The organism is Paraburkholderia sp. (assembly GCF_050742655.1).
Taxonomy (GTDB): Bacteria; Pseudomonadota; Gammaproteobacteria; order Burkholderiales; family Burkholderiaceae; genus Paraburkholderia.
Genome location: NZ_JBOIGG010000013.1, coordinates 75,844 through 100,324 on the forward strand (window position 1 = coordinate 75,844; position 24,481 = coordinate 100,324).

19 protein-coding genes are annotated in these 24,481 nt (G+C 64.2%); 12 read left to right on the plus strand and 7 right to left on the minus strand.

Features of this window, described 5'->3' with window-relative positions:
• The first annotated feature begins 12 nt into the window (after nt 1-12).
• The 5 genes from ACREXZ_RS19035 to ACREXZ_RS19055 all read left to right on the plus strand — a co-directional run bounded on the left by ACREXZ_RS19035 (nt 13) and on the right by ACREXZ_RS19055 (nt 5,673).
• Nucleotides 13-204, plus strand: coding sequence for a DUF2065 domain-containing protein (locus ACREXZ_RS19035; protein WP_431765666.1), 192 nt, complete (start codon nt 13-15; stop codon nt 202-204).
• 145 nt (nt 205-349) lie between these two features.
• Entirely contained in the window at nt 350-1,501 is a 1,152-nt protein-coding gene (locus ACREXZ_RS19040) for an ATP phosphoribosyltransferase regulatory subunit (RefSeq protein WP_431765667.1), read from the plus strand.
• 94 nt (nt 1,502-1,595) lie between these two features.
• Nucleotides 1,596-2,942 (plus strand): adenylosuccinate synthase, encoded by a 1,347-nt coding sequence (locus ACREXZ_RS19045; RefSeq protein ID WP_431765668.1) that lies wholly within the window; start codon nt 1,596-1,598, stop codon nt 2,940-2,942.
• A 3-nt stretch (nt 2,943-2,945) separates the two neighbouring features.
• The gene (locus tag ACREXZ_RS19050; protein ID WP_431765669.1) at nt 2,946-3,533 is read left to right on the plus strand and encodes a phosphoribosyltransferase; all 588 of its coding nucleotides are present in this window, start codon (nt 2,946-2,948) and stop codon (nt 3,531-3,533) included.
• A 253-nt stretch (nt 3,534-3,786) separates the two neighbouring features.
• The gene (locus tag ACREXZ_RS19055; RefSeq protein WP_431765670.1) at nt 3,787-5,673 is read left to right on the plus strand and encodes a potassium transporter Kup; all 1,887 of its coding nucleotides are present in this window, start codon (nt 3,787-3,789) and stop codon (nt 5,671-5,673) included.
• A gap of 108 nt (nt 5,674-5,781) precedes the next feature.
• Here ACREXZ_RS19055 and ACREXZ_RS19060 read toward each other — a convergent pair whose 3' ends face one another.
• Nucleotides 5,782-8,124, minus strand: a complete 2,343-nt coding sequence (locus ACREXZ_RS19060; protein WP_431765671.1) for a Tex family protein — start codon at nt 8,122-8,124, stop codon at nt 5,782-5,784.
• Between the two features lie 100 nt (nt 8,125-8,224).
• On the opposite strand from ACREXZ_RS19060, the gene ACREXZ_RS19065 reads away from it, so the two are divergent.
• The 3 genes from ACREXZ_RS19065 to ACREXZ_RS19075 all read left to right on the plus strand — a co-directional run bounded on the left by ACREXZ_RS19065 (nt 8,225) and on the right by ACREXZ_RS19075 (nt 11,807).
• Nucleotides 8,225-9,202, plus strand: coding sequence for a hypothetical protein (locus ACREXZ_RS19065; protein WP_431765672.1), 978 nt, complete (start codon nt 8,225-8,227; stop codon nt 9,200-9,202).
• Between the two features lie 81 nt (nt 9,203-9,283).
• Complete coding sequence (locus ACREXZ_RS19070; protein WP_431765673.1) at nt 9,284-9,499, plus strand: DUF465 domain-containing protein; 216 nt, start codon at nt 9,284-9,286, stop codon at nt 9,497-9,499.
• A 61-nt stretch (nt 9,500-9,560) separates the two neighbouring features.
• Nucleotides 9,561-11,807, plus strand: coding sequence for an ATP-dependent DNA helicase (locus ACREXZ_RS19075; RefSeq protein WP_431765674.1), 2,247 nt, complete (start codon nt 9,561-9,563; stop codon nt 11,805-11,807).
• A 152-nt stretch (nt 11,808-11,959) separates the two neighbouring features.
• On the opposite strand, the gene ACREXZ_RS19080 is transcribed toward ACREXZ_RS19075, so the two are convergent.
• A complete protein-coding gene (locus tag ACREXZ_RS19080; RefSeq protein WP_431765675.1) occupies nt 11,960-12,220 on the minus strand; it encodes a hypothetical protein in 261 nt (86 codons plus the stop codon).
• 232 nt (nt 12,221-12,452) lie between these two features.
• Nucleotides 12,453-13,700, minus strand: a complete 1,248-nt coding sequence (locus ACREXZ_RS19085) for a JmjC domain-containing protein (protein WP_431765676.1) — start codon at nt 13,698-13,700, stop codon at nt 12,453-12,455.
• Between the two features lie 32 nt (nt 13,701-13,732).
• Here ACREXZ_RS19085 and ACREXZ_RS19090 point away from each other — a divergent pair, with 32 nt between their 5' ends.
• Nucleotides 13,733-14,272 carry an FKBP-type peptidyl-prolyl cis-trans isomerase gene (locus tag ACREXZ_RS19090; protein ID WP_431765677.1) on the plus strand — a complete coding sequence of 180 codons (540 nt, stop codon included), beginning with the start codon at nt 13,733-13,735 and terminating at the stop codon, nt 14,270-14,272.
• On the opposite strand, the gene ACREXZ_RS19095 is transcribed toward ACREXZ_RS19090, so the two are convergent.
• Nucleotides 14,252-15,616, minus strand: coding sequence for a hypothetical protein (locus ACREXZ_RS19095; RefSeq protein WP_431765678.1), 1,365 nt, complete (start codon nt 15,614-15,616; stop codon nt 14,252-14,254). The genes ACREXZ_RS19090 and ACREXZ_RS19095 overlap by 21 nt on opposite strands.
• Nucleotides 15,573-18,236: a DNA mismatch repair protein MutS gene (mutS, locus tag ACREXZ_RS19100; protein WP_431765679.1), complete on the minus strand. Its 2,664-nt coding sequence runs from the start codon at nt 18,234-18,236 to the stop codon at nt 15,573-15,575. Before mutS ends, ACREXZ_RS19095 begins: the two co-directional genes overlap by 44 nt.
• 468 nt (nt 18,237-18,704) lie before the next feature.
• On the opposite strand from mutS, the gene ACREXZ_RS19105 reads away from it, so the two are divergent.
• Together ACREXZ_RS19105 and ACREXZ_RS19110 are read left to right on the plus strand one after the other, a co-directional pair.
• Nucleotides 18,705-19,403 (plus strand): helix-turn-helix transcriptional regulator, encoded by a 699-nt coding sequence (locus ACREXZ_RS19105; protein WP_431765680.1) that lies wholly within the window; start codon nt 18,705-18,707, stop codon nt 19,401-19,403.
• 73 nt (nt 19,404-19,476) lie between these two features.
• Nucleotides 19,477-20,625: an epoxide hydrolase family protein gene (locus ACREXZ_RS19110; RefSeq protein WP_431765681.1), complete on the plus strand. Its 1,149-nt coding sequence runs from the start codon at nt 19,477-19,479 to the stop codon at nt 20,623-20,625.
• Between the two features lie 241 nt (nt 20,626-20,866).
• On the opposite strand, the gene lplT is transcribed toward ACREXZ_RS19110, so the two are convergent.
• Both lplT and ACREXZ_RS19120 read right to left on the minus strand, forming a co-directional pair.
• The gene (lplT, locus tag ACREXZ_RS19115) at nt 20,867-22,165 is read right to left on the minus strand and encodes a lysophospholipid transporter LplT (RefSeq protein WP_431765682.1); all 1,299 of its coding nucleotides are present in this window, start codon (nt 22,163-22,165) and stop codon (nt 20,867-20,869) included.
• Between the two features lie 186 nt (nt 22,166-22,351).
• Nucleotides 22,352-23,152 (minus strand): inositol monophosphatase family protein, encoded by an 801-nt coding sequence (locus ACREXZ_RS19120; RefSeq protein ID WP_431765683.1) that lies wholly within the window; start codon nt 23,150-23,152, stop codon nt 22,352-22,354.
• A 349-nt stretch (nt 23,153-23,501) separates the two neighbouring features.
• Here ACREXZ_RS19120 and ACREXZ_RS19125 point away from each other — a divergent pair, with 349 nt between their 5' ends.
• Entirely contained in the window at nt 23,502-24,371 is an 870-nt protein-coding gene (locus ACREXZ_RS19125; protein WP_431765769.1) for an RNA methyltransferase, read from the plus strand.
• Nucleotides 24,372-24,481: the final 110 nt, after the last annotated feature.

A 24,481-nucleotide genomic window follows, 5' to 3' on the forward strand; every position in this document is an offset into this window, starting at 1 on the left:
GTCGTCACCCGAATGGACATAGCCGGCTCGTTACTGCTCGCGATCGCACTGATGCTGATCATCGAGGGAATGTTCCCTTTCGTTTTTCCGAGTGCGTGGCGCGATACGTTTCGTAGAATGTCGGAGCGGCCGCCGCATCACATCCGGATCGGCGGCCTGATCGTGATGTCGCTGGGACTCGTGCTGCTGCTGATCGCCACCTGATCCGCCGCGCCGCGCGTGCGACACGTTGGGCGCAGCAGGGGCTCGGCACGCACATGCCCGCGTGTCGGCCCACCCGCTGCCCACGCCCGCTCGCCACTTTCCGCCGGCGCCTTCGCGCCGTGCTTACCATCGTAGGACTGCATCGATGTCGACCTGGTTACTTCCCGAGAATATTGCCGACGTGCTGCCGTCGGAGGCCCGCAAGATCGAAGAGCTGCGGCGTAGCCTGCTGGACCGTTTCCGCGCGTACGGCTACGAGATGGTGATGCCGCCGCTGCTCGAATACATCGAGTCGCTGCTGACGGGCGGCGGCAGCGATCTGAACCTGCGCACGTTCAAGCTCGTCGACCAGCTGTCCGGCCGCACGCTAGGGCTGCGCGCGGACATCACGCCGCAGGTCGCGCGTATCGACGCGCATCTGCTGAACCGTCAGGGCGTGACACGCCTGTGCTACGCGGGCAACGTGCTGCACACGCGGCCGCGTGGCCTGCACGCGACGCGCGAGCAGATCCAGATCGGCGCCGAAATCTATGGCCATGCGGGGCTCGAAGCGGATCTCGAAATCCAGCAACTGATGCTCGACGCACTGCGTCTCGCAGGTCTCGCGAAGGTGCGGCTCGATCTGTGTCATGCGGGTGTACTGGCCGCGCTGCTCGACGGCGAACCGGCCGCGTCCGCGCTCGGGCAGACGCTGTTCGAGGCGCTGGCCGGCAAGGACGTGCCGCAGCTCGTCGAACTCACCGCGCATCTGCAGCCGGTCACACGCGATGCGCTGCGCATGCTGCCCACGCTGTACGGCGACGCATCGGTACTCGACGAGGCGCGCGCGCGCCTGCCGAACACGCCTGAAATCGCCCGCGCACTGGACGACCTCGCGTTCCTCGCGGCGCAGGTCGACGGCGCCGAAGTGATGATCGATCTCGCCGACCTGCGCGGCTACACGTATCACAGCGGCGTGATGTTCTCCGCGTATGTCGACGGCGTGCCGAACGCGGTTGCGCGCGGCGGCCGTTACGACCACGTCGGTCAGGCCTACGGCCGGGCACGCGCTGCGACCGGCTTCTCGCTGGATCTGCGCGAAGTGGCGCGCATTTCGCCGGTCGAGGCGCGCAGCAGCGCGATCCTCGCGCCGTGGCAGCACGACGACGCATTGCGCGCGAGCGTCGCGGCGCTGCGCGATGCCGGAGAGGTCGTGATCCAGGCGCTACCAGGACATGACCACGACCTGGACGAATTCGCATGCGACCGCGTGCTAGTCGAGCGCAACGGCGCGTGGGTCGTCGAGATGCGGCACTGAGCAAGATTGTCCAGACCTTTGAGCGGAAACGGAAAAATTCGGAACCCGCGGCGAACCTAGGTAAAATACGTTTTTAACCAGCTTACGAAACAACATGTCTGCCAGCGCAGTGAATGTGAACGCCGGGCGCAACGTCGTCGTGGTGGGGACCCAGTGGGGTGATGAGGGCAAGGGCAAGATCGTCGACTGGCTGACGGACCACGCCCAGGGCGTCGTTCGCTTTCAGGGCGGTCACAACGCCGGCCATACGCTCATCATCGGCGGCAAGAAGACGATCCTCCGTCTGATTCCGTCGGGCATCATGCACCCGGGCGTCGCGTGCTACATCGGCAATGGCGTCGTGTTGTCGCCGGAAGCGCTGTTCAAGGAAATCGGCGAGCTCGAATCCGCCGGCGTCGACGTCCAGAAGCGTCTGTTCATTTCCGAAGCCACCACGCTGATCCTCCCGTATCACATCGCGATCGACCAGGGGCGCGAAGCGCGCCGCGGCGCCGGCAAGATCGGCACCACGGGTCGCGGTATCGGCCCCGCGTACGAAGACAAGGTCGCACGCCGCGGGCTGCGCGTGCAGGACCTGTTCGATCCGGTGACGTTCGCCGAACGTCTGCGCGAAAACCTCGATTACCACAACTTCGTGCTGACCCAGTACCTGGGCGTTGCGGCCGTCGATTTCCAGCAGACGCTCGACACGATGCTGAGCTACGCGGACCGTCTGAAGCCGATGGTCACCGACGTCTCCCGTCGTCTGTACGACGAGAACGCGGCTGGCCGCAACCTGCTGTTCGAAGGCGCGCAGGGCACGCTGCTCGACATCGATCACGGCACCTATCCGTTCGTCACGTCGAGCAACTGCGTCGCCGGTGCGGCGACGGCCGGCGCGGGCGTCGGTCCGCAGAAGCTGCACTACATCCTCGGCATCACGAAGGCCTACTGCACGCGCGTCGGTTCGGGTCCGTTCCCGAGCGAGCTGTACGACGCGGACAACGCCGACCGCCAGGACCAGATCGGCGTGACGCTCGCGAACGTCGGCAAGGAGTTCGGCTCGGTCACGGGCCGTCCGCGCCGCACCGGCTGGCTCGATGCCGCCGCGCTGCGCCGCTCGATCCAGATCAATGGCCTGTCGGGCCTGTGCATGACGAAGCTCGACGTGCTCGACGGCCTCGACGAAGTGAAGCTGTGCGTCGGCTACACGATCGACGGCAAGGCGGTCGATCTGCTGCCGCGCGGTGCAACCGAAGTCGCGCGTTGCGAACCGGTGTACGAAACGTTCAGCGGCTGGAAGGAAAGCACGGTCGGCATCAAGTCGTGGGACGCGCTGCCTGCCAATGCGCGTGCGTACCTCGAACGCGTGCAGGAAGTCTCTGGTGTACCGATCGACATGGTATCGACCGGTCCGGACCGCGACGAGACGATCCTGCTGCGCCATCCGTTCAAGGTGTGACCCATGACGCAGGGTGTGCCCATGATCGCAATGAAGGACCCGCGCAACGATGACAAGAACCTGTGGGTCGGCTGGGACGAGTATCACCGGCTGATCGAGCTGCTCGCGCTCGCCGTGCACGATTCGGGCTGGAAGTTCGACAAGATCCTGTGCCTCGCGCGTGGCGGTCTGCGCGTCGGCGACCAGCTGTCGCGCATCTACGATCTGCCGCTGGCGATTCTCGCCACCAGTTCGTATCGTGAAGCCGCGGGCACCGAGCAGGGCGAACTCGACATCGCGCAGTACATCACGATGACGCGCGGCGAGCTGTCGGGCAACGTGCTGCTGGTCGACGATCTGGTCGATTCCGGCGTGACGCTCGCGCGCGTGCAGCAGCATCTGAAGGACCGCTATCCGGCGATCACGTCGGTGCGCTCCGCGGTGCTCTGGTACAAGGGCTGCTCGAAGGTCAAGCCGGACTACCACGTGCAGTTTCTGCCGACCAACCCGTGGATTCACCAGCCATTCGAAGAATGGGACACGGTTCGTCCGCACAATCTCGGCGCATGGATCAAGCGCGGTACCGCGCAGGATTCGGCATCGAAGGCATAACCCGCTTCGACCGCCTCGCTACAGGGAGCCCTCGCGGCTCCCTTTTTATGAGTCGACGGAGTTTTGTGACAGCGTCACACGAACGGCCGCAGAATGGCCGGCAGCGCCCCATCCGCACACAGACTTGCTTCGGACGCGATGCTACACTGCGGACCGTCCGCGTCGTGTATCCGCAACGACTGGACAGCGGGTTCTGGCCCACAGTTAGAATAGCGCTCGTTTTACTCCGCTCCGGAACGGATTCCTTGCGTTTATGACAGATACCCATCACGTGCGGAAGCAGCCGCTGCCGTCTCTTGCGATCGCCGCCGTCGGAGTGGTCTTCGGCGACATCGGCACCAGCCCGCTGTATGCGCTGAAAGAAGCCTTCAGTCCATCGCACGGCATCCCGCTCACCGAAGCGTCGATCCTGGGTGTCATCTCCCTGCTGTTCTGGGCGATCATCATCGTCGTGAGCATCAAGTACGTGATGTTCGTGATGCGCGCCGACAACAACGGCGAGGGCGGCGTACTCGCGCTGATGGCGCTGTCGCTACGCTCGTTCAACCAGAAAAGCCGTGCGGCCGGGCTGCTGATGATGCTCGGCATCTTCGGCGCGTGCATGTTCTACGGCGATGCGGTGATCACGCCGGCGATCTCGGTGATGTCGGCGGTGGAAGGGCTCGAGATCGCGGCGCCGAAGCTGACGCATCTCGTGTTGCCGCTCACGATGGTCATTCTGGTCATTCTGTTCTGGATCCAGCGGCACGGCACGGCGATGGTCGGGCGGCTGTTCGGGCCGATCATGGTGGTGTGGTTCGCGACGATCGCGGTGCTCGGCATTTCGCATATCGTGCAGGCGCCGGTCGTGATCAAGGCGCTGAACCCGTACTACGCTTTCACTTTCATGTCGGCGCACGTGCTGCAGGCTTACGTCGTGCTCGGCTCGGTCGTGCTGGTGCTGACCGGCGCCGAAGCGCTGTACGCGGACATGGGCCACTTCGGCGCAAAGCCGATCCGCGTTGCATGGTATGCGCTCGTGGGGCCTTCGCTGGTGCTCAACTACTTCGGCCAGGGCGCGCTGCTGATGCACGACCCGAAGGCGATCGAAAATCCGTTCTTCCTGCTCGCACCGGAATGGGCGCTGCTGCCGCTCGTCGTGCTGTCGACGGTCGCGACGGTGATCGCGTCGCAGGCGGTGATCTCCGGCGCGTATTCGCTGACGAGCCAGGCGATCCAGCTCGGCTATGTGCCGCGGATGAAGATCCTGCATACGTCGGAACTCGCGATCGGCCAGATCTACGTGCCGGTGGTGAACTGGATGCTGCTTCTGATCATCCTGTGCATCGTGGTCGCCTTCAAGAGCTCGGACAACCTGGCCGCCGCGTACGGCATCGCGGTCACCGCGACGATGGTCATCACGACCGTGCTCGCGTGCGTCGTGATGGTCAAGGTGTGGAAGTGGAACAAGCTGCTGGTCGGGCTGATCATCGGCGTGTTCATGGTCGTCGACGTAGGCTTCTTCGGCGCGAACCTGCTGAAGGTCGCGGAGGGCGGCTGGCTGCCGCTCTGCATAGGCGCGCTGCTGTTCTTCCTGCTGATGACGTGGTTCAAGGGCAGGATGATCGTGAAGGACCGCACCGCGGCCGACGGTATTCCGCTGATGCCGTTCCTGCAGGGGCTGCTCGCGCATCCGCCGCATCGGGTGTCCGGGACCGCGATCTATCTGACGGGCAGCGACTCGCTCGTGCCGGTCAGCCTGCTGCACAACCTGAAGCACAACAAGGTGTTACACGAGCGCACGATCTTCCTGACCTTCGTCACGCGCGACATTCCGTATGTCAGCGACGCCGAACGCGTCACCGTCAAGGAGATCGACGGCGGACTCTATCTCGTCAAGGCCGTGTACGGCTTCAACGAGACGCCCGACGTGAAGGCCGTGCTGCTCGAGGTCGGCCGCACGCACGACATGACGTTCGAACTGATGGACACGTCGTTCTTCCTCGCGCGCGAAACGGTCGTGCCGACGCAACTGCCGGGGATGTCGGTGTGGCGCGAGCGGGTGTTCGCGTGGATGCACCAGAACGCCGCGAAACCGACCGATTTCTTCAGCATTCCGGCGAACCGGGTCGTCGAACTGGGTACGAAGATCGAGATCTGAGCACAACATGTCGAACGAGACGAGCGCGACGAGCGCGACATTCGCGAACGAAAAAAAGCCCACGCACGCGTGGGCTTTTTTTGTATCGCTCGAAGAGCCGATACTCGTCTAACGCTGCTTCAGTTTCGCGAACGCCGCAGCCATCGCGCCCCCTGCTTCCGGCTCGCGCGAACGCTGCTGTTGCGGACGGCCACCGCCGGCCCCGGACCGATTGGCGCCACGCTCCTGCGGGTTGCCACCGCGCGGAGCCGAGCCGCCGGCGAAGTCGTCGTCGAGACGCATCGTCAGCGCAATACGCTGACGCTTCACGTCGACTTCGACCACCTTCACCTTGACGATCTGACCGGCCTTCACGACTTCGTGCGGGTCCTTGATGAACTTCGTCGACATGGCCGACACGTGGACGAGACCGTCCTGATGCACGCCGATGTCGATGAACGCACCGAATGCGGCGACGTTCGTCACGACGCCTTCGAGCACCATCCCAGGTGCGAGATCGGAGACTTTCTCGACGCCTTCGCGGAACGTCGCGGTCTTGAATTCCGGACGCGGGTCGCGACCGGGCTTCTCGAGTTCGGTGAAGATGTCGCGCACGGTCGGCAGGCCGAAGCGGTCGTCGACGAATTCCGCGGGCGACAGCCCCGACAGCGCCTCGCGATTGCCGAGCACATCGCCGACGTGCTTGCTGATCTTCGCGAGAATCCGCTCGACGACCGGATACGCTTCCGGGTGCACCGACGACCGGTCGAGCGGATTTTCGCCGCCGTTGATGCGCAGGAAGCCGGCGGCCTGCTCGAACGTCTTGTCGCCGAGACGCGGCACCTTGCGCAGATGTTCGCGCGACGGGAACGGGCCGTTCGCATCGCGAAAATCGACGATGTTGCGCGCGAGCGTTGCGTTCAGACCGGACACGCGTGCCAGCAGTGCGACCGAGGCCGTATTCGCGTCGACGCCGACGGCGTTCACGCAATCCTCGACGACCGCGTCGAGCGAACGCGCGAGTTCGCGCTGGTTCACGTCGTGCTGATACTGGCCGACGCCGATCGCCTTAGGCTCGATCTTAACGAGTTCCGCGAGCGGATCCTGCAGGCGTCGCGCGATCGATACCGCGCCGCGCAGCGACACGTCCATATCCGGGAATTCCTTCGCCGCGAGTTCGGACGCCGAGTACACCGACGCACCGGCTTCGGATACGACGATCTTCTGCAGCTTGAATTCCGGATGACGGGCGATCAGTTCGCTCGCGAGCCTGTCCGTTTCACGCGACGCCGTGCCGTTGCCGATACTGATCAGTTCGGCCTGCGTCTGCGCGCAGATTCGCGCGAGTTTGGCGATCGAGCCATCCCAGTCGCGGCGCGGCTCGTGCGGATAGATCACGTCGGTGGCGAGCACCTTGCCGGTCCGATCGACCACGGCCACTTTCACACCGGTGCGCATGCCAGGATCGAGACCGATCACGGCCTTCGGGCCCGCGGGCGCGGCGAGCAGCAGGTCCTTCAGATTGCGCGCGAACACGCGAATTGCTTCGTGCTCGGCTTCTTCGCGCAGATTCGTCAGGAGTTCGTTTTCGATGTGCGGCTGCACCTTCACGCGCCAGCACCAGCGGCACACGTCGGAGAGCCATTTGTCGGCGGGCCGGCCCTGGTTCGCGATACCGACGTGGCGTGCGATCGTCGCTTCGCCGGGATGCGGCACCTGCGCGTCGAGCTCTTCGCCGAGACCGAGCTTGACCATCAGCACGCCGGCGTTGCGGCCGCGGAACAGCGCGAGCGCGCGATGCGACGGCACCGTTTTGATGGTTTCCGAATAATCGTAGTAGTCGCGGAATTTCTCTTCTTCCGCGCCTTCCTTGCCTTCGACCACTTTCGACGACACCACGCCCTGGTTGAACAGGTAATCGCGCAGTTTGCCGAGCAGGTCGGCCGTTTCGCCGAACTGTTCGGAGAGAATGTCGCGGGCGCCGTCGAGCGCGGCCTTCACGTCGGCGACACCTTTCTCCGCGTCGACGTACGCGGCGGCTTCAGTGGGGGGATCGCGCTGCGGATCGGCGAGCAGCAACTGCGCGAGCGGCTCGAGTCCGGCCTCGCGTGCGATCTGCGCGCGGGTGCGGCGCTTCTGCTTGTACGGAAGATAGAGGTCTTCGAGCACCTGCTTGCTGTCGGCGCCTTCGATTGCAGTGCGCAGCTCGTCGGTCAGCTTGCCCTGTTCGTCGATGCTCGCGATGATCGTTGCGCGCCGGTCTTCGAGTTCGCGCAGGTACAGCAGACGTTCTTCGAGATTGCGTAACTGCGTGTCGTCGAGATTGCCGGTCACTTCCTTCCGGTAACGGGCAATGAACGGCACAGTCGATCCTTCGTCGAGAAGTTGCACCGCGGCGGCAACCTGGCGCGGCTGGACGGCCAGTTCGGTGGCGATGCGCTGTACGATCTTGAGTGCTACGGTTTCCGTCATAAAGTCTTGAGGTTCCTGCCGGTCGCGACCGGGTTGCTGAAGCGGGGCATTTTGCCATAAATGCCCGGACGCTCAAGCGCACGGTGATAGAATTTCGGGCATGTCCTGCTGCCCATCCCCGACGTTGCCGAACTCCCGCTTTTCCCTTTTATCGCGTGTTGCTGCCGCGCCCGGTGCCCCGTTTGCCGCACAGGCGGCAGCCTGTTGCATCGCCGGGCTGTTCGCGATGTCCACGCCGGCGTTCGCGCAATCGGGTGCGGGGGCCGATGTGGCGGCCTCTGCTGTATTGAGCGCGGCTTCGTCGCCGATGGCTGCGTCCGGAGTATCGTCCGACGGTCCCGACGATTCCAGCGCCACGAACGGCTTCGACGCGCGCCAGAAGGATCTGGACCGCAGGGGGGCGGAGAACAACTACCGTTATGGCGTGGCGGAGCACGATTGCTACAGCAAATTTTTCGTGAATCACTGCCTCGGCAACGCGCGCGAAGACATGCGCAAGGAGCAGGCGAGTATCCGCAAGGAACAGCTCGCGCTCGACGACGAGCAACGCGTCGCGCGTGCGCAGAAGCGCGATCAGCAGGCCGCGCTCAAGCGTGCGCAGGACGAGGCGGATGCGCCGCAGCGCGCCGCCGACGAAGCGCGCAATACGCAGTCGTACCAGGACAAGCAGCGTCAGCATGCGCTCGATCAGGCGCAGCGCACGGCCGAAGCGCCGCAGCGCGCGGCGAACGAGCAGGCGTATCAAGAGAAGCAGCGCCAGCATGCGATCGATCAGGCGCAGCGCGGTATCGGCGCGTCGCAGGCGACGGCGAACCAGCAGGCCTACGATAGCAAGCAGGCGGGCTTCCAGCAGAAGCTCGACGAGGCGCGACGGCAGGGCGCCCAGAAGGCGCAGGAACGGGTCGAGAACCAGCAGCACTTTGAGCAGAAGCAGGAAAACGCCGCACAGCACAAGGCGGACGTCGAGGCGCGTCAGAAGCAGGCCGCCGAGAAAGCCCGCGAGAAACAGCAGCAGCAATTGCAGGAACAGCAGCAGCAACAGCAACTTCAGCAGCAACGGCAGCAGCAAGGCCAGTAACGCGTTTTAAGCCGGACAGCAACCTCAGGCGAAGCGGCTGAACTCATGGCTCCTCCGCCGCATCGGGTAGAGGAGGCGAGCATGCGCGATCATCACGCCATCAATGCGGATACGCTTCGCGACCGCATTCTGCAGCTGGAGTCGGAGCACAGTGGGCTCGACCGGCTGATCGACAGGATGTCCGAGGAGCCTGGCATCGACGACCTGGAGCTGCAGCGGCTGAAAAAGCGCAAGCTCAAGGTCAAGGACACAATCATCTTGCTGCAGTTGCAGCTCGAACCGGACGGACGCGCCTGACCGGCCTCCTGGCAGGCGCCGGGCGTGCCCCGCGCACCGGATTTTGCAGGAACCGCTTGCCTTGAATTCATCGCCTGTTTCTTCTTCGCGTGCGTCGACGGACGCCGCCGCGACGTCGCGTGATACCCGCGATAACGCCAGCGCGCCGGCGCTCAACGCGCGGCGTGTCGCGGAGCTCGACGGGATCTTCGCCGCCGACGGGTTGCTCGCGCGGCAGATCGACGGTTACCGGTCGCGTGCGTCGCAGATCGAGATGGCGCGCGCGGTTGCGGCCGCAATGGAAGCGTCGGGCCGCGCGATGCCCGAACCCGTGATGTTCGAAGCGCAGAAGCGCCCCGCGCGCCGGCTCCAGGGCGCCGCAGGGGAGGCCGCACCGGTTGACGAGCCCGCTGCGCTCGACGGCAGCGAGAACACGCTGATCGTCGAAGCAGGGACCGGCACTGGCAAAACTTTCGCGTATCTCGTCCCCGCGATGTTGTGGGGCGGCAAGGTGATCGTCTCGACGGGCACCAAGCATCTGCAGGACCAGCTGTTTCAACGCGATATCCCGACCGTGCGCGACGCGCTCGCGGTGCCGGTATCGGTCGCGATGCTGAAGGGCCGCGCGAACTATCTCTGTCACTACTACCTGCAGCGTACCGCGGACAACGGCCGCCTGCCGTCGCGTCAGGAGACGTCGTATCTGCAGGACATCGTGCGGTTCGCGAAGATTACGCGTACCGGCGACAAGGCCGAACTCGCGAGCGTGCCGGAAACGGCGGCGGTGTGGTCGATGGTCACGTCGACACGCGATAACTGCCTCGGCCAGGAGTGTCCGCACTACAAGGAATGCTTCGTCATGCAGGCGCGTCGCGACGCGCAGCAGGCGGATATCGTCGTCGTCAATCATCACCTGTTTTTCGCGGACATCATGCTGCGCGACACGGGGATGGCGGAGTTGCTGCCGACCGCGAATACGATCATCTTCGACGAAGCGCATCAGTTGCCGGAAACCGCGACACTGTTCTTCGGCGAGACGCTGTCGACGGCGCAGCTGCTCGAGCTGGCGCGCGACGCGGTCGCCGAAGGGCTTGCGCACGCACGTGACGCGGTGGAGTGGGTGAAGCTCGGCAGCGCGCTCGAACGCGCCGCGCGCGACGTGCGTCTCGTGTTCAGGGAGGACTCGGTACGGATGTCGGTGGCGCAACTGGCCGACGACCATCCGCTGTTTGCCGCGCTCGACGTGCTCGATACGGAGCTCGATGCGCTCGCGTCGGCGCTTGCGGCGCAAGCGGAGCGTGCCGAGTCGATCGGTGCGTGTTTGCGCCGCGCGCGCGAACTGCAGAAGCTGCTTGCCGGCTGGACCACGTCGCCCGCTGTGGACGCTCCTTCACCGGCGGCTACCGATCGCATCACCCGCACACGCGAGGATGGCACCGATGCTACCGATGCAGAAGCGGCCGACGAGAAAGTCCGCTGGATCGAAGTCTTCTCGCAGACGGTGCAACTGCACGAGACGCCGCTATCGGTGGCACCGATTTTCGCGCGGCAGCGTGCGGGTGTGCCGCGCGCATGGGTGTTCACATCGGCGACGCTGTCGGTGCGCGGCGACTTCACCCACTACGCCGCGCAGATGGGCCTGAATGCGCGCCGCTCGATGACGCTGCCCAGCCCATTCGATTATGAGACTCAGGGGCTCATGTACGTGCCGCGCAATCTGCCGCAACCGTCGTCGCCGGCATTCACCGATGCTGTGTTCGATGCGGCGCTGCCCGCGATCGAAGCGGCGGGCGGCGGCGTCTTCATGCTCTGCACGACGCTGCGCGCGGTCGATCGTATCGCGGGTAAGTTGCGCGACACGATTGAATCGCGCGGCTGGAGCATGCCGCTGCTCGTGCAGGGCGATGCGAGCCGCACCGAGCTGCTCGAACGGTTTCGTGCGTACGGGAATGCGATCCTGGTTGGTAGCCAGAGCTTCTGGGAAGGCGTCGACGTGCGCGGCGATGCGTTGTCGCTTGTCGTGATCGACAAGCTGCCGTTCGCGCCGCCCGACGATCCGGTGCTGTCCGCGCGTCTCGATGCGCTGACGAAGAAGGGATTGAGCCCGTTTGCGGTCCATCAATTGCCGCAGGCGGTGATCACATTGAAGCAGGGCGCGGGCCGATTGATTCGCGCGGAGACGGATCGCGGCGTGCTGATGATCTGCGATACACGGCTCGTCGACAAACCCTATGGACGCCGGATCTGGCAGAGCCTGCCGCCGTTCAAACGGACACGCGAGATCGAGGTAGTGAAGGAGTTTTTTTCAGATAGGGCCGGGCTACCCTGAACCACGCAGGCGACGCCTGAAGCCAATCGATCCTGAATCGATTCCAGAATGACAAAACGCCACGGAGAATATCCGTGGCGTTTTGTTTTATCCGTGTTCGGAAGCCGTTTGGCTCCCGATGCGGCTTCGCCCGAAGGCGAGTGCTGTACGGCTTACTGGCTTGCGCCCGATGCCGGAGCAGCCATCGAAGCAGCAGCAGCTACGTCCGATGCGGCACCCGTAGCGGCAGCAGCAGCGTCGCTTGCAGCAGCAGCAGCGCCCGATGCGGCCATCGCTGCATCCGAAGCGGCAGCAGCCGGTGCCGAAGCAGCCATTGCGTCGCTAGCCGGGGCAGCAGCCTGATCGCTGCTCTTGTTGCATGCGGCCAGTGCCACAGCTGCCAACAGGGATGCTACGAGGAGGGATTTCTTCATGATCACGTCCTTTTATGGTTAAAGGTAAGCAACAGCGCAAAATATTACCGGTAATGTGCTCCAACATCGACCTGGGCCGCTGGTGGAGATGCACTTCTGCATGAGCGTGAATCTTCCCTACGGCTTGGGCGGAAATTATATGCACTTTCGTATCGACCGTCGACAAATCCGGGGTCAATACGTTGTCTTTCTCATACAAATTTTCTTCGTACGGTATGGCACGCAGGCGGCTTCACGCAAGCTCGCCCACTTGCACCCAGCCCGCACAATACCACTCGTGCAGCAGTGCTGTCACCGATGAATCGTGTGAGAGTGTTACAAAGCGTTTCGCACTCAAAGACCGTTTATTCGCGAATTCAGGCAGCCATTTTCTCGCATTTGACAACGCATTTTCTTCGCCATTCACGAAATATGCGCGATGGTCGTATAGCAGCAGGGTCCTGCGATCGAGCCTGATTCCCGACTTCGCCGCGAGCGCCGCAAAGCGCGCTTCATTCAGCGGCCGGGCCGGCGGCTCGAAGAACACCGAGGGCTTCGGCTCGCTCAGGTAAGCACCCAGAAACGAAACGATATCCCGCTCTTGCCAGCGGACCTTGGCCAGCATCTCCCCGACCTTCGCGACGAGCGCATGCGGCAGTTCGGCCGGGCATTCGACAGCAGGCTGCCCCGGGTCGCGATACAGCGCGGCGGAGGTCGCGCCGCCGCTGCCGGACTCGGCCAGGTGATAGAGGAACTGCGACGTCAACTCGCCTGTCGACGGCGCACGAAAACCGATCGAACACGTCATGCACTCGCCCTCGGCGACACCGTCGTGTGCGATGTGCGGCGGCAGATACAGCATGTCGCCGGGTTCGAGCACCCACTCTTCGTCGGGTTCGAAATGACGGAGCACCTTCAGCGGCACTCCTTCCTCGAGCGACAGGTCGCGTTGCGCACCGATGCGCCACCGGCGCTTGCCATGCACCTGCAGCAGGAACACGTCGTAAGAATCGAAATGCGGACCGACGCCGCCGCCGTCGGTTGCGTAGGAGATCATCAGATCGTCGAGACGCGCGTCGGGAACGAAGCGGAAGCGGTCGAGCAATGCCCGTGCGCGATCGTCGTGCAGATCGACACCCTGCACGAGCAGGGTCCATGCGCGCTGACGGACGGTGGGCAGATCGTCGCCGGAAAACGGACCGTGCGCGAGTTGCCAGCGATTGCGAAAGCGCGTGATCAAACGCGCTTCGACGTCGTCGCTGCCGGCAAGATCGAACAGCTCGTCGCGCGACAGCGGCGCTGCAACTTGCGGAATAGCCTGACGGATCAGCAGCGGTTTCTTCTGCCAGTACCGGCGCATAAATTGCGACGGAGTGAGATTGCCGAGCAGCGGCGTGGGTTGATCCGGGGACGGAAGCGGAGCCGGTCCGGCATGCGAACGGTCCGGTGAAACTGGCGCCGAAGCCATGCTGGCCGGGTGGTCAAGGGGCCGCCTGGGCATCGTATAATGTGATTTGTATTCTGGAGAATTGAATGAAAATCGCAAAGAACACCGTCGTGTCGGTCGCATACAAGCTATCGGATGCGCAGGGCAATCTGATCGAGGAAAGCGACGAGCCGATGGTCTATCTGCACGGCGGCTATGATGGCACGTTCCCCAAGATCGAGGAAGAGCTCGACGGCCATGAGCCGGGCTTCGAAACCCAGATTCAGCTCGAACCGCAGGACGCGTTCGGCGAGTACGATCCCGACCTCGTGAAGATCGAAGCGCGTACGCGGTTTCCGGAGCCGCTCGAAGTCGGCATGCAGTTCGAAGGCACGCCGGAAGAGGGCGATGAAGATCTCGATTCGCTGATCTATACGGTGACAGATGTTGCCGAAGACAAGGTCGTGCTCGACGGCAACCATCCGCTCGCCGGCATGTCGTTGCGTTTCGCGCTGACCGTCAGGGAAGTGCGTCCCGCGACCGAGGACGAAATCCAGCACGAACACGCGCACGGCGCTGACGGTCTCGAAGTCATCGACGAGGATGACGAAGACGACGACAGCAAATCAGGGCCTACGCTGCACTGAACTTGCGGGATGCGGCGGCAGCGGCAGTAGTGGAGAGACGCCGCTCGCCGCATTGTTCGATGGGCCGCCACTCGACGCGCTGCCTGCGTCACCGGGTGATTGAAGGATCGGCGGCACATCGGGCGGTCCGGCTTCGGATGCCGGCGCGAGGCCAGACGAACCAGGTAAGTCAGGTAAGCCAGGCACTTCGGGCATCGGCGGAGGCGTCGGCTCTTCATGCGGCAAGCCGGACGACGGCGCGGCCGGTGGCAGTGCCGGCAGGTTCTTCGGCACGTCCCGCACCGTCACACGAAACGGCGGACGCCGCGCCAGATCCACATCAATTTGCACCCACTGGTCGAGACGAACGCGCGGCGCGAATGCAATGCGCGTCAGATTCGCGACGAGCGCACCCTTGTCGTTGCGCAGCGGCTGATCGATCAGAAAGCCGCCTGCCTGCGGTTCGTCGTCTTCATGAATGACGAGCACCGGACCGCGAAACGTCTGCGCCAGTTTCACCAGACTCCGTTTGAATTCCAGATAACCGTCGCGTCGCGGGTTGCGTCCGAAACGCAGCCACGCGAACCGTTCGGGCCGCTCGTAGCGTTCCGGATCGGGATCGCCCTGAATGAACACGACGATCGCACGGGCGTCGCGCCGCTTCGCGTATTCGGCCGCGTGTTCGAGCCAGAAGCCGTTGGCGATCACGCGATCTTCGAACTCGCCGTTGCGTCCGCCGGCATTCAGATAGTGATTGTTCGGCCCCGGCGCATTCAGCCCGATGAACACCGTATCGCCGACTTGCCAGCGCACGTTTTCACGATACGGGCGAAAGCGCGATACCTCGCTTTCGCGTGTCAGCGTGAGCGGGTTCTGTCCCATCGATGTGCTTTCCGCGAATAGCGTCTGCCGCAGCAGATCGAGCCGCTCCACCGGATCGAAACCGCCGGCCGCCGCCGTGCCGCAGTCGGTCCAGTCGTGCTGACCCGGGATGAACACGAGTGCTGGCCGTGCGGCTTCGAGCAGCGCCTGACGCCGCTCGTACAGCGAATCGCGGCAGGCTTCCTTCGCGCTCTTCAGATTGCCGTCGTAGACGATGAACGACACCTGCGGGTCACGGCCGATTGCATCGAGGAGCCGCTGCGTCGGCGCTTCGTCGGCGGGGCTGTGCATCGTGCTGCCGATGACCGCGAACGCATAGCGCTGCGGTTCGGCTGCGTGTGCGGCCGCCGTTATCGAGACAAAGGCGACCGCGACGAAAGCGACGACCGCCGCGCGAGTCGCGACGCAGCGGCGTAGCCGCAAGAGATGCAGCGGCAGGTCAATGATCCGCATCCGGCGGCGCGGCCAGGTCGTGCAGTTCATACAGGAGATCGAGCGCGTCGCGCGGACGCAGCTCGTTCGGATCGATCGCGCGCAATCGATCCAGCAGCGCCTGCGTCGCCGGATTTTCCGCGACAGCAGGCGTGTCGTCGTCGCGATCCTCCAGCATTGGCGCCGCCGCGAACAGATCGAGTTGCGGCGCCGGTTGTCCCGCCGACTGCTGTTCGAGATGCGCGAGATGCTTGCGCGCCGCGCGGATCACCGCCGACGGTACGCCCGCCAGTTGCGCGACCTGCAGGCCGTAGCTCTGGTTCGCGGGTCCCTCGTTGACCGCGTGCAGGAACACGATGCCGTGACCGTGCTCGACTGCCGACAGATGCACGTTCGCGGCCTGCGGAAACTCGATGGGCAGCTGCGTGAGTTCGAAGTAGTGCGTCGCGAACAGCGTATGGCAGCCGTTGTGCGCGAGCAGATGGCGCGCGATCGCCCACGCGAGCGCGAGGCCGTCGAACGTCGACGTGCCGCGTCCGATTTCGTCCATCAGCACGAGGCTTTGCGGCGTCGCGTCGTTCAGGATCGCCGCGGCTTCCGTCATCTCGACCATGAAGGTCGAACGGCCGCCGGCCAGATCGTCGGCGGCGCCGATCCGCGTGAAGATGCGGTCGATCGGACCGAATTCCCCGCGCCGAGCCGGCACGTAGCTGCCGACGTAGGCCATCAGCGCGATCAGCGCCGTCTGCCGCATGAAGGTCGATTTACCGCCCATGTTCGGGCCGGTGATCAGTAGCAGCTTGCGCTCGGGGTTCAGCGTGCAGTCGTTCGCGATGAACTGTTCGACCTGCGCTTCGACGACCGGATGGCGTCCCTGTTCGATCTCGATGCCGGCGGCTTCACGGAACATCGGCGCGACCCAGTCGAGCGCGCGGGCGCGTTCCGCGAACGCGGTCAGCAGGTCCAGTTCGGCGAGCGCCGATGCGACCCGCTGGCAGTCCGCGATGAACGGCAGCAGCGACTGCAGCAGCGCGTCGTACAGCGAGCGCTCGCGGGCCAGCGCGCGCTCCTGTGCGGAGAGCGCTTTGTCCTCGAAGGTTTTCAGTTCGGGCGTGATGTAGCGCTCGGCGTTCTTCAGCGTTTGGCGGCGGCGGTAGTCGTCGGGCACCTTGTCGGTCTGGCCGCGCGTGACTTCGATATAGAAGCCGTGCACCTTGTTGTACTCGACACGCAGGTTGCCGATCCCGGTGCGCGCGCGCTCGCGGGTTTCGAGATCGATCAGGAACTGGCCGCAGTTCTCGGAGATGTCGCGCAGTTCGTCGAGATCGGCGTCGTAGCCGCGGGCGATCACACCGCCGTCGCGGACCATCGCCGCCGGTTCTTCGGCGATCGCCTGGCGCAGCAGGTCGACGCACGGCGCGGGCGGTTCCAGTGCCGCTTCGATCCGCACCAGCGAGTCGACGCCGGCCGTCACCGACGCGAGTTGCGCGCGCAGCGCCGGCAGCGACACGAACGTATCGCGCAGGCTCGACAGATCGCGTGGCCGTGCCGATAGCAGCGCGAGGCGCCCGGTGATCCGTTCGATGTCGGAGATTTGCCGCAGCGTGCCGCGCAGCGCATCGACGCCATTGCCCGGCGGCGCGTCGAGCAATGCGCCGATTGCCTGCTGACGGGCGCGTGCGATCGACGCATCGCGCGGCGGATGATGCAGCCAGTGACGCAGCAGACGGCTGCCCATCGTCGTGCAGCAGGTATCGAGCAGCGAGCAGAGCGTCGGCGATTCGGTGCCACGCAGCGTTTCGGTGAGTTCGAGATTGCGACGCGTAGCCGGGTCGAGCCCGATGTACTCCGATTCGTATTCGACCTTCAGACTGCGCACGTGGCGCAACTGCTGCCCCTGCGTCGCCGACGCGTACAACAGCAGCGCGCCCGCCGCGCCGCAGGCGCTCGACAGCGAGTGCGCGCCGAAGCCGTCGAGACTCGCGACGTCGAGCTGATCGCACAGCCGCTTCGTGCCCGAGGTCGTGTCGAAGTGCCATGCGGGCACGCGGGTCAGCGCGCCGAAGCCGGCAGGCGGCGACCATGCGCTCGCGTCGCTGCCGGTATCGGCGACGAGGATTTCCGCGGGACGGATGCGTTCGAACGCGGTCGCGGCCTGGTCGGGCGTGACTTCTGCGAGGCGCAGCGCGCCGCTCGCCAGATTCAGCCACGCGAGGCCGAGCGTCGTCGCGACGCCGCGCCGGTTGTGGCCGACGCAGGCGGCGAGCAGGAACACGTCGTTCTTGTCGGAAAGAAGGGCTGCGTCCGTCAGCGTACCGGGCGTAACGACGCGCATGACTTTACGTTCGACCGGCCCTTTCGACGTGGCCGGGTCGCCGATCTGTTCGCAGATTGCGACCGATTCGCCGAGCTTCACGAGCTTCGCGAGATATTGCTCGACCGCGTGATGTGGCACGCCAGCCATCTTGATCGGATTGCCCCCCGATGCGCCGCGCTGCGTCAGTGTCAGATCGAGCAGCCGCGACGCTTTTTCTGCGTCGTCGTAGAACAGTTCGTAGAAATCGCCCATCCGGTAGAAGACGAGCGTGCCGGGATGTTCCGATTTGATGCGCAGGTACTGCTGCATCATCGGCGTGACGTTTGCAGGTGCGTCGATGGGTTGGCTGCTCATGTGACCGGGAAAAGTTGCTTTGCGTGCCCGAGTTTACCAGTGGCTCCGACGTGCAAGCACGAAGTTGGCCTTTCGGCAGAAGTCGCCGTTTCCAGCGGCCGGCCTTCGAAGGCACGTAGATCCGGCTACGTTGCGGCCGAAGGGCCGTAGAACCGCCTTCTGCGCGGAACCAGGCGTCCGCGGCAGAGGAGTTTCTGCTTTCCGCAATCCAGCAAATTCACTGGCTGCCTCAGTGCCGATTGGCAACTCGCGGCGGAAACTAACTTTGGCGACACCGTTGCCTTTGGTTTCAATGGTGACAGAATTTGGCAGTGTACCGTTCTACACTGGGTTTTCTTCATCAACGCGGTAGGGAAGCCATCCTGACCAGCACGAACGACACGGCTCAGAAAATCGCGCGTGTCTGCGTAGAGGCGATTGAACCCGGTCGTATGCTCGGCGGAAAGGGCTTGTTTCGATGGACTGAGCGTGTCTCGAAGCCAACGACTGTTCGATCTTATGCAGGTACTTCGGCGACACCGTGGCGCGGTGTCTGGGGAGGTGCTGGCGCAAGAAACCGGCGTATCGCTGCGCACGGTTCGTCGCGATGTCGCGACGCTTCAGGCCATGGGGGCCGACATCGACGGTGCCCCGGGTGTTGGATACCTCTTGCGGCCCGGGTTCTTGCTACCGCCGTTGTCGTTCACCATGGAAGAACTGCAGGCGCTGGTTGCCGGGGTTCAGTGGGTAAGCCGCCAGACGGATGACGCGTTGGCTCAGGCAGCGCAAAACGCGTTGGCAAAAATCGGTGGTGTCCTTTCCTCTGAAATGAGAGGGGCTTTGACTGACGATGCCCTCTATGTCGGCCCGAACAATGTGAACTCGACGCTTGATTTAACGCGCGTGCGGCAGGCGTTGCGCGAGCAGCGCAAGATGCATATCACCTACGAGGACCATCATGGGGCGTTATCTGAGCGCACGATATGGCCGATCGTTTTAGGTTTCGTCGAGTCGCGGCGGTTTATCGCTGCGTGGTGCGAACTGCGGGAGGGATTCCGGTTGTTCCGTGTTGACCGTATCGTCAAGGCCGTATTTCTGGAGGACCGGTATTCCAGAAGTCGAAGACAGCTTGTCAAGGAGTGGCGAGCGCTCGAGGACGGTCGGCAAGCGCGGCAGGGTTCAATCTGAGCGAACGTGATCAGGAAAATTTTAGTGCGATTCAAGATTTTTCATAACTGAAGGTAAATCGACGGAGATTTTAATGGCCACGCCATTCACAATTAATGTGCCGCAGGAGCGGCTCGAAATGATTCGAAGCAAGGTCGCCAATTATGATTGGGATGCGCTCGCCGACGCCGGGGGTTGGAAATCCGGGGTGGGCCTCGCCGATCTCAAGCGGCTGACCTCCTACTGGCTCGAACGATATGACTGGCGTGCGCAAGAAACGCGGCTCAACCGATGGCCGCATTTCACGACCGAGATTTCAGGACAGAAGCTGCATTTTATTCATGTGCGATCGGACGTTGCAGAGGGCGGGCGCAGACTGCCCATCCTCCTCGTTCACGGATGGCCCGGCTCTTTCCTGGAATTCGAGAGTCTGATTGAGCCATTGCTGGCGGATGGCCACGACGTCGTTATACCGTCGCTTCCCGGCTTCGCTTTCTCGGGACGCCCGGCGACGCCGATCGGACCGCGCCGCACCGCCGAACTGCTGCGCGGCATGATGGCCGAACTCTACGGCGATCAGCAGTTCTTCGCGCAAGGTGGCGACTGGGGTGGCATCACCGTCTCCTGGCTTGCGTACCAGTTTCCCGAAGCCGTCGCCGGCCTCCATCTCAATGCCGTCGCGGTCAACGACGCTGGTGTGAAACCTGAAAGCGACGTTGAGAAGGCGCGGCAGAAGAAGATGGGCGAGCGGATGCAGGCGGAAATGGGCTATTACCAGCAACAAAGTACCCGCCCGCAGACGCTGAACGCTCTGCTGGCCGACAGCCCGGTGGGCGTTGCTGCCTGGATTTTCGAAAAATTCGGCGAATGGTCGGACGTGCCCCGCGACGCAGAGGGCACGCCCGACGTCTGGCAGGCGTTCGACGAGGATCTGCTGCTGACCAATATCATGCTCTATCTGGTTACCAGTTCGATTGTGACGTCGACCTGGTTTTACCGCGGCAACCTGTTCGAAGGAGCCTTCGTCTTCCCACCTGGTACAGGAGTGACGGTGCCGACTGGCGTAGCAGCGTTCCCGGATCCGGTCTTTGACCGGCCGTTGCGCTCCTATACCGGGCGCAGCTACAACATCGTCCACTGGAATGACATGCCATCGGGCGGTCACTTCGCGGCGCTGGAGCGTCCCGAACTCCTGCTTGCGGATATGCGGAGTTTCTTCCGCTCGGTCGATCGCATGGACTGAGCTATGTGGTGTCCGCGAGCGGCACTGCCAACCTGGTGGTGGTGAGACGGCGCAGTGTCGCAGAGCTGGATTACTCAGAAAGCGTTCGACGGATTTTGGCATCGACTGCTGCGGTCTAGGGGCCCGTCCCCGGTGTTTTTTTGTGTGGTGTTCAGGGCGTGGGTTTAACCCGCCGCGTGGTCGGCGGGGACCTGGCCGGATGGATGGTGCGCCGCGGCCCGGAACAAGCCCGGTATCACCCTCACTCGCTAATCAATTCCGCCAGATTCGCCTCACGCGCATTCACCACACTGCGCCGTTTCGCGAGCCAGATCATCACCGTAATGAACGAGCCGAACACGACGATGATCCATTGCACCGGCATCTTCGCCGTCAGCAGCAGCGCGTACGCGCCGAGCAACAGCAGCACGGCGAGATTCTGGTTGAAATTCTGCACGGCGATCGAGTGTCCCGCCGACAGCAGCGTCGCGCCCCGATGCTGGAGGAGCGCGTTCATCGGCACGATGAAGAAGCCGGACAGTGCGCCGAGCAGGATCATCAGCGGATAGGCGAACACGATGTAGAACGGCGCGACGAACGACCCGACGCGAAAGCCCGCGCCAGCCGGAAACAGCCCCTTGCTGTAGAACGCCATCGCGATTGCGACGAGCCCCGTCACAATGCCGATAGGCAACACGCGCAGCGAACCGCGCAGCGGAATCCACGCGGCCGCGGCGGCGGCGCCCACCGCGATGCCGAGGCCAGCCACGCCCTGTATCACTGCGGCCTTCGACAGCGACAACCCGAGATTCACGTCGGCCCATTTCAGCACGAGCAGTTGCAACGTGACCGCACCGCCCCACATCAGCGTCGTCACCCACAGCGCGATCTGGGCGAGCTTGTCGGACCACAGCACGTGAAAGCAATTTGCGAAATCGCCGATGAGCTTGCGCGGCTCGGCGAGCCGGTTCGGATAGCGTTTGCCGGTGTCGGGGATGCCGAAGTTGATCGTGGCCGCGACGGCGTACGTGATCATCACGGCGAGCATCGCGAGATCGGCGGCCGTGCGGATCAGCGGCAGGTGGGCGTGCGCGACGAACCGCGTCGCGTAGGTGCTGATCAGCGCGCCACCGAGCATCGTGCCGACAATGGTCGACAGCACCGTCGCCGATTCGAGCCATGCGTTTGCCGCAACAAGGCGCTCCGCGGGCAGCAGCTCGGTAAGAATCCCGTACTTCGCCGGCGAGTACGCGGCGGCACCGAAGCCGACGACGCCATACGCGATCATCGGATGCACGCCGCCGATCATCATCAGGCAACCGCATGCCTTCAATGCATTCGCGACGAACATCACGTGACGCTTCTGCAATGCATCGGCGAACGCGCCGACGAACGGTGCGAGCAGCACGTACGAGATCGTGAAGAAGATCTGCAGGAGCGGCGTGATCCATGCGGGCGACTGGATCACGGTCAGCAGCGCGATCGCCGCGATCAGCAAGGCGTTATCCGCCAGCGACGACACGAACTGCGCCGCGATGATCGTGTAGAAACCTTTTTTCATGAGACCGATTGGAACACAGCACGACAGAACGCGTGCGAGCCGGGCGCCTGATAGAGAACTTCAAACGGGGCCCGGCTATACGGCTCGACGCGCGGTTCGACACGCAGTTCGACGCGCGGCGGGCCGACGTGAGCCGTCACGCATAAAGAAAAAGGCGGCCGAAGCCGCCTTGCCGGGCGCGCTGTGTCAGGCCGCCTGACGCGTGCGGCTGTAGCGCGACAGCAGCGGCACCATCTGCGCGTACACCTTCGGGTTCGCCGCGACGATCTCGCCGATGTGCAGGAAGTCGGAGTCGCCAGTGTAGTTGCCGACGAGGCCGCCGGCTTCAGTGATCAGCAGGCTGCCCGCCGCCATGTCCCACGCGTTGATGCCCTGTTCGAAGAAGCCGTCCAGACGGCCAGCGGCGACGTTCGCGAGATCGAGCGCGGCGGCGCCGGGGCGGCGCAGGCCCGAGCAGGCCTTCGTCATGTCGGCGAAGAGGGTGCAGTACGCGTCGAGCGAGTCGGTCTCGCGGAACGGGAAGCCGGTGCCGATCAGCGAATCGGCGAGACGGTCGCGGCGGCCGACGCGGATGCGGCGGTCGTTCAGGAACGCGCCGCGGCCGCGCGAAGCGGTGTACAGATCGTTGCGGGTCGGGTCGTAGATCACGGCCTGCTGGACAGTGCCCTTGTGCGCGAGCGCGATCGACACGCAGTAGTACTGGAAGCCGTGAATGAAGTTCGTGGTGCCGTCGAGCGGATCGATGATCCACTGGTACTCGGATTCGTTCTCGGAGCGGCCGGATTCTTCGGCGAGGATCGCGTGATCGGGGTAGGCGGTCTTCAGCGTGTCGATGATCGCTGCTTCGGATGCCTTGTCGACCTCCGTGACGAAATCGTTGTGCTGTTTCTTGCTGACCTGGACCAGATCGAGATCGAGCGACGCGCGGTTGATGATCTGTCCGGCGCGGCGTGCGGCCTTGACAGCGATGTTGAGCATGGGATGCATGAGACGGGATCCTTTTTTGCCGGTGCAGTGCCGCTGCAAACCGGATTGTGCAATATGCAGGCGAAAGCCAGCAGGAGCGGGTCGGAAACAACACGGAACGCGGTTTCGGCGCGCGTTCCGGCCACGGAGACGAATTGAAGAAGAGCGGGGCGCACGTTCGAAGACGGCGCGAATAGGCGTGATTTTACCCGAACCGGGCGTGTTCCGGCGAGTTGGGCAGCAAGCGACGCGCGTGCGGCAGTGACGAAGGCAGCACTCGCTGGAGCTTTGGCAAGAGCCGCAGCAACCATGTGCCAATTGGGATCGGTCGCTATTGGCGCTACCATAGCCGCTTTCCTGTCCTTGCCGCATACCGGCGTCCACCGTGGTTCAGTCTCCCCGTTCTGCTTCGCTTTCCGCCTCCCGCCCGTCATCCGCAGGCGACGCCGGTCCCGTGCGCGGCGGCTTCACGTCGACGCGCTTCGTGCTGGTCGAGCCGAGCCATCCCGGCAACGTCGGCGCAGCGGCGCGCGCGCTGAAGACGATGGGCTTCTCGCGGCTCGTGCTGGTGGCGCCACGCGTCGCGCACGTGCAGAGCGACCCGGAGGCGATCGCGATGGCGAGCGGTGCCGACGACGTGCTCGCGTCGGCGCACGTCGTGCCCACGCTCGGGGATGCGCTGAACGGCGTCCAGTGGTCGATCGCACTGACCGCGCGGGCGCGTGAATACGGGCCGCCGCAACTGGCACCTCGCGCGGCCGCAGGCGCTGCGCGCATGCAGGCCGCGTCCGGCGACATCGCGCTCGTGTTCGGCAACGAGCGCACGGGTCTGTCGAACGAAGACGTCGAGCGTTGCAGCGCGCTCGCGCATATTCCGGCGAACCCCGCATACAGCTCGCTGAATCTCGCGCAGGCGGTCCAGGTGCTCGCGTACGAGCTGCGCGTCGCGTACCTCGGCGACGTGGTGCCCGTGACGCCTGGGGCGTCGGTTGCCGTTCGCGCAGTCGATATGCAGGACAGCCCGCGCGCGGCCAGCGACGAGATCGAGCGGATGTACGTCCACCTCGAGAACGCGCTGATCGCCCTCGACTTTCTCGATCCCGCGAATCCGAAGAAGCTGATGTCGCGGCTGCGCCGTCTGTTCGCGCGCGCGGGCCTCGAGCGCGAAGAAGTAAACATCGTGCGCGGCATCGCGAAGCACATCCTGCTGAAGGCGAAAGCGCCGGGCAGCGACGATTAGGGCACGGGCGGTCTCGTCTATCTCCGCCTGTCAGCCTGACAGTAACCTGTCAGCAGACGACCTTGCCGCCCGCGTGGACTTCCGGCACGTTTCGCACAGTCGCCCTACAA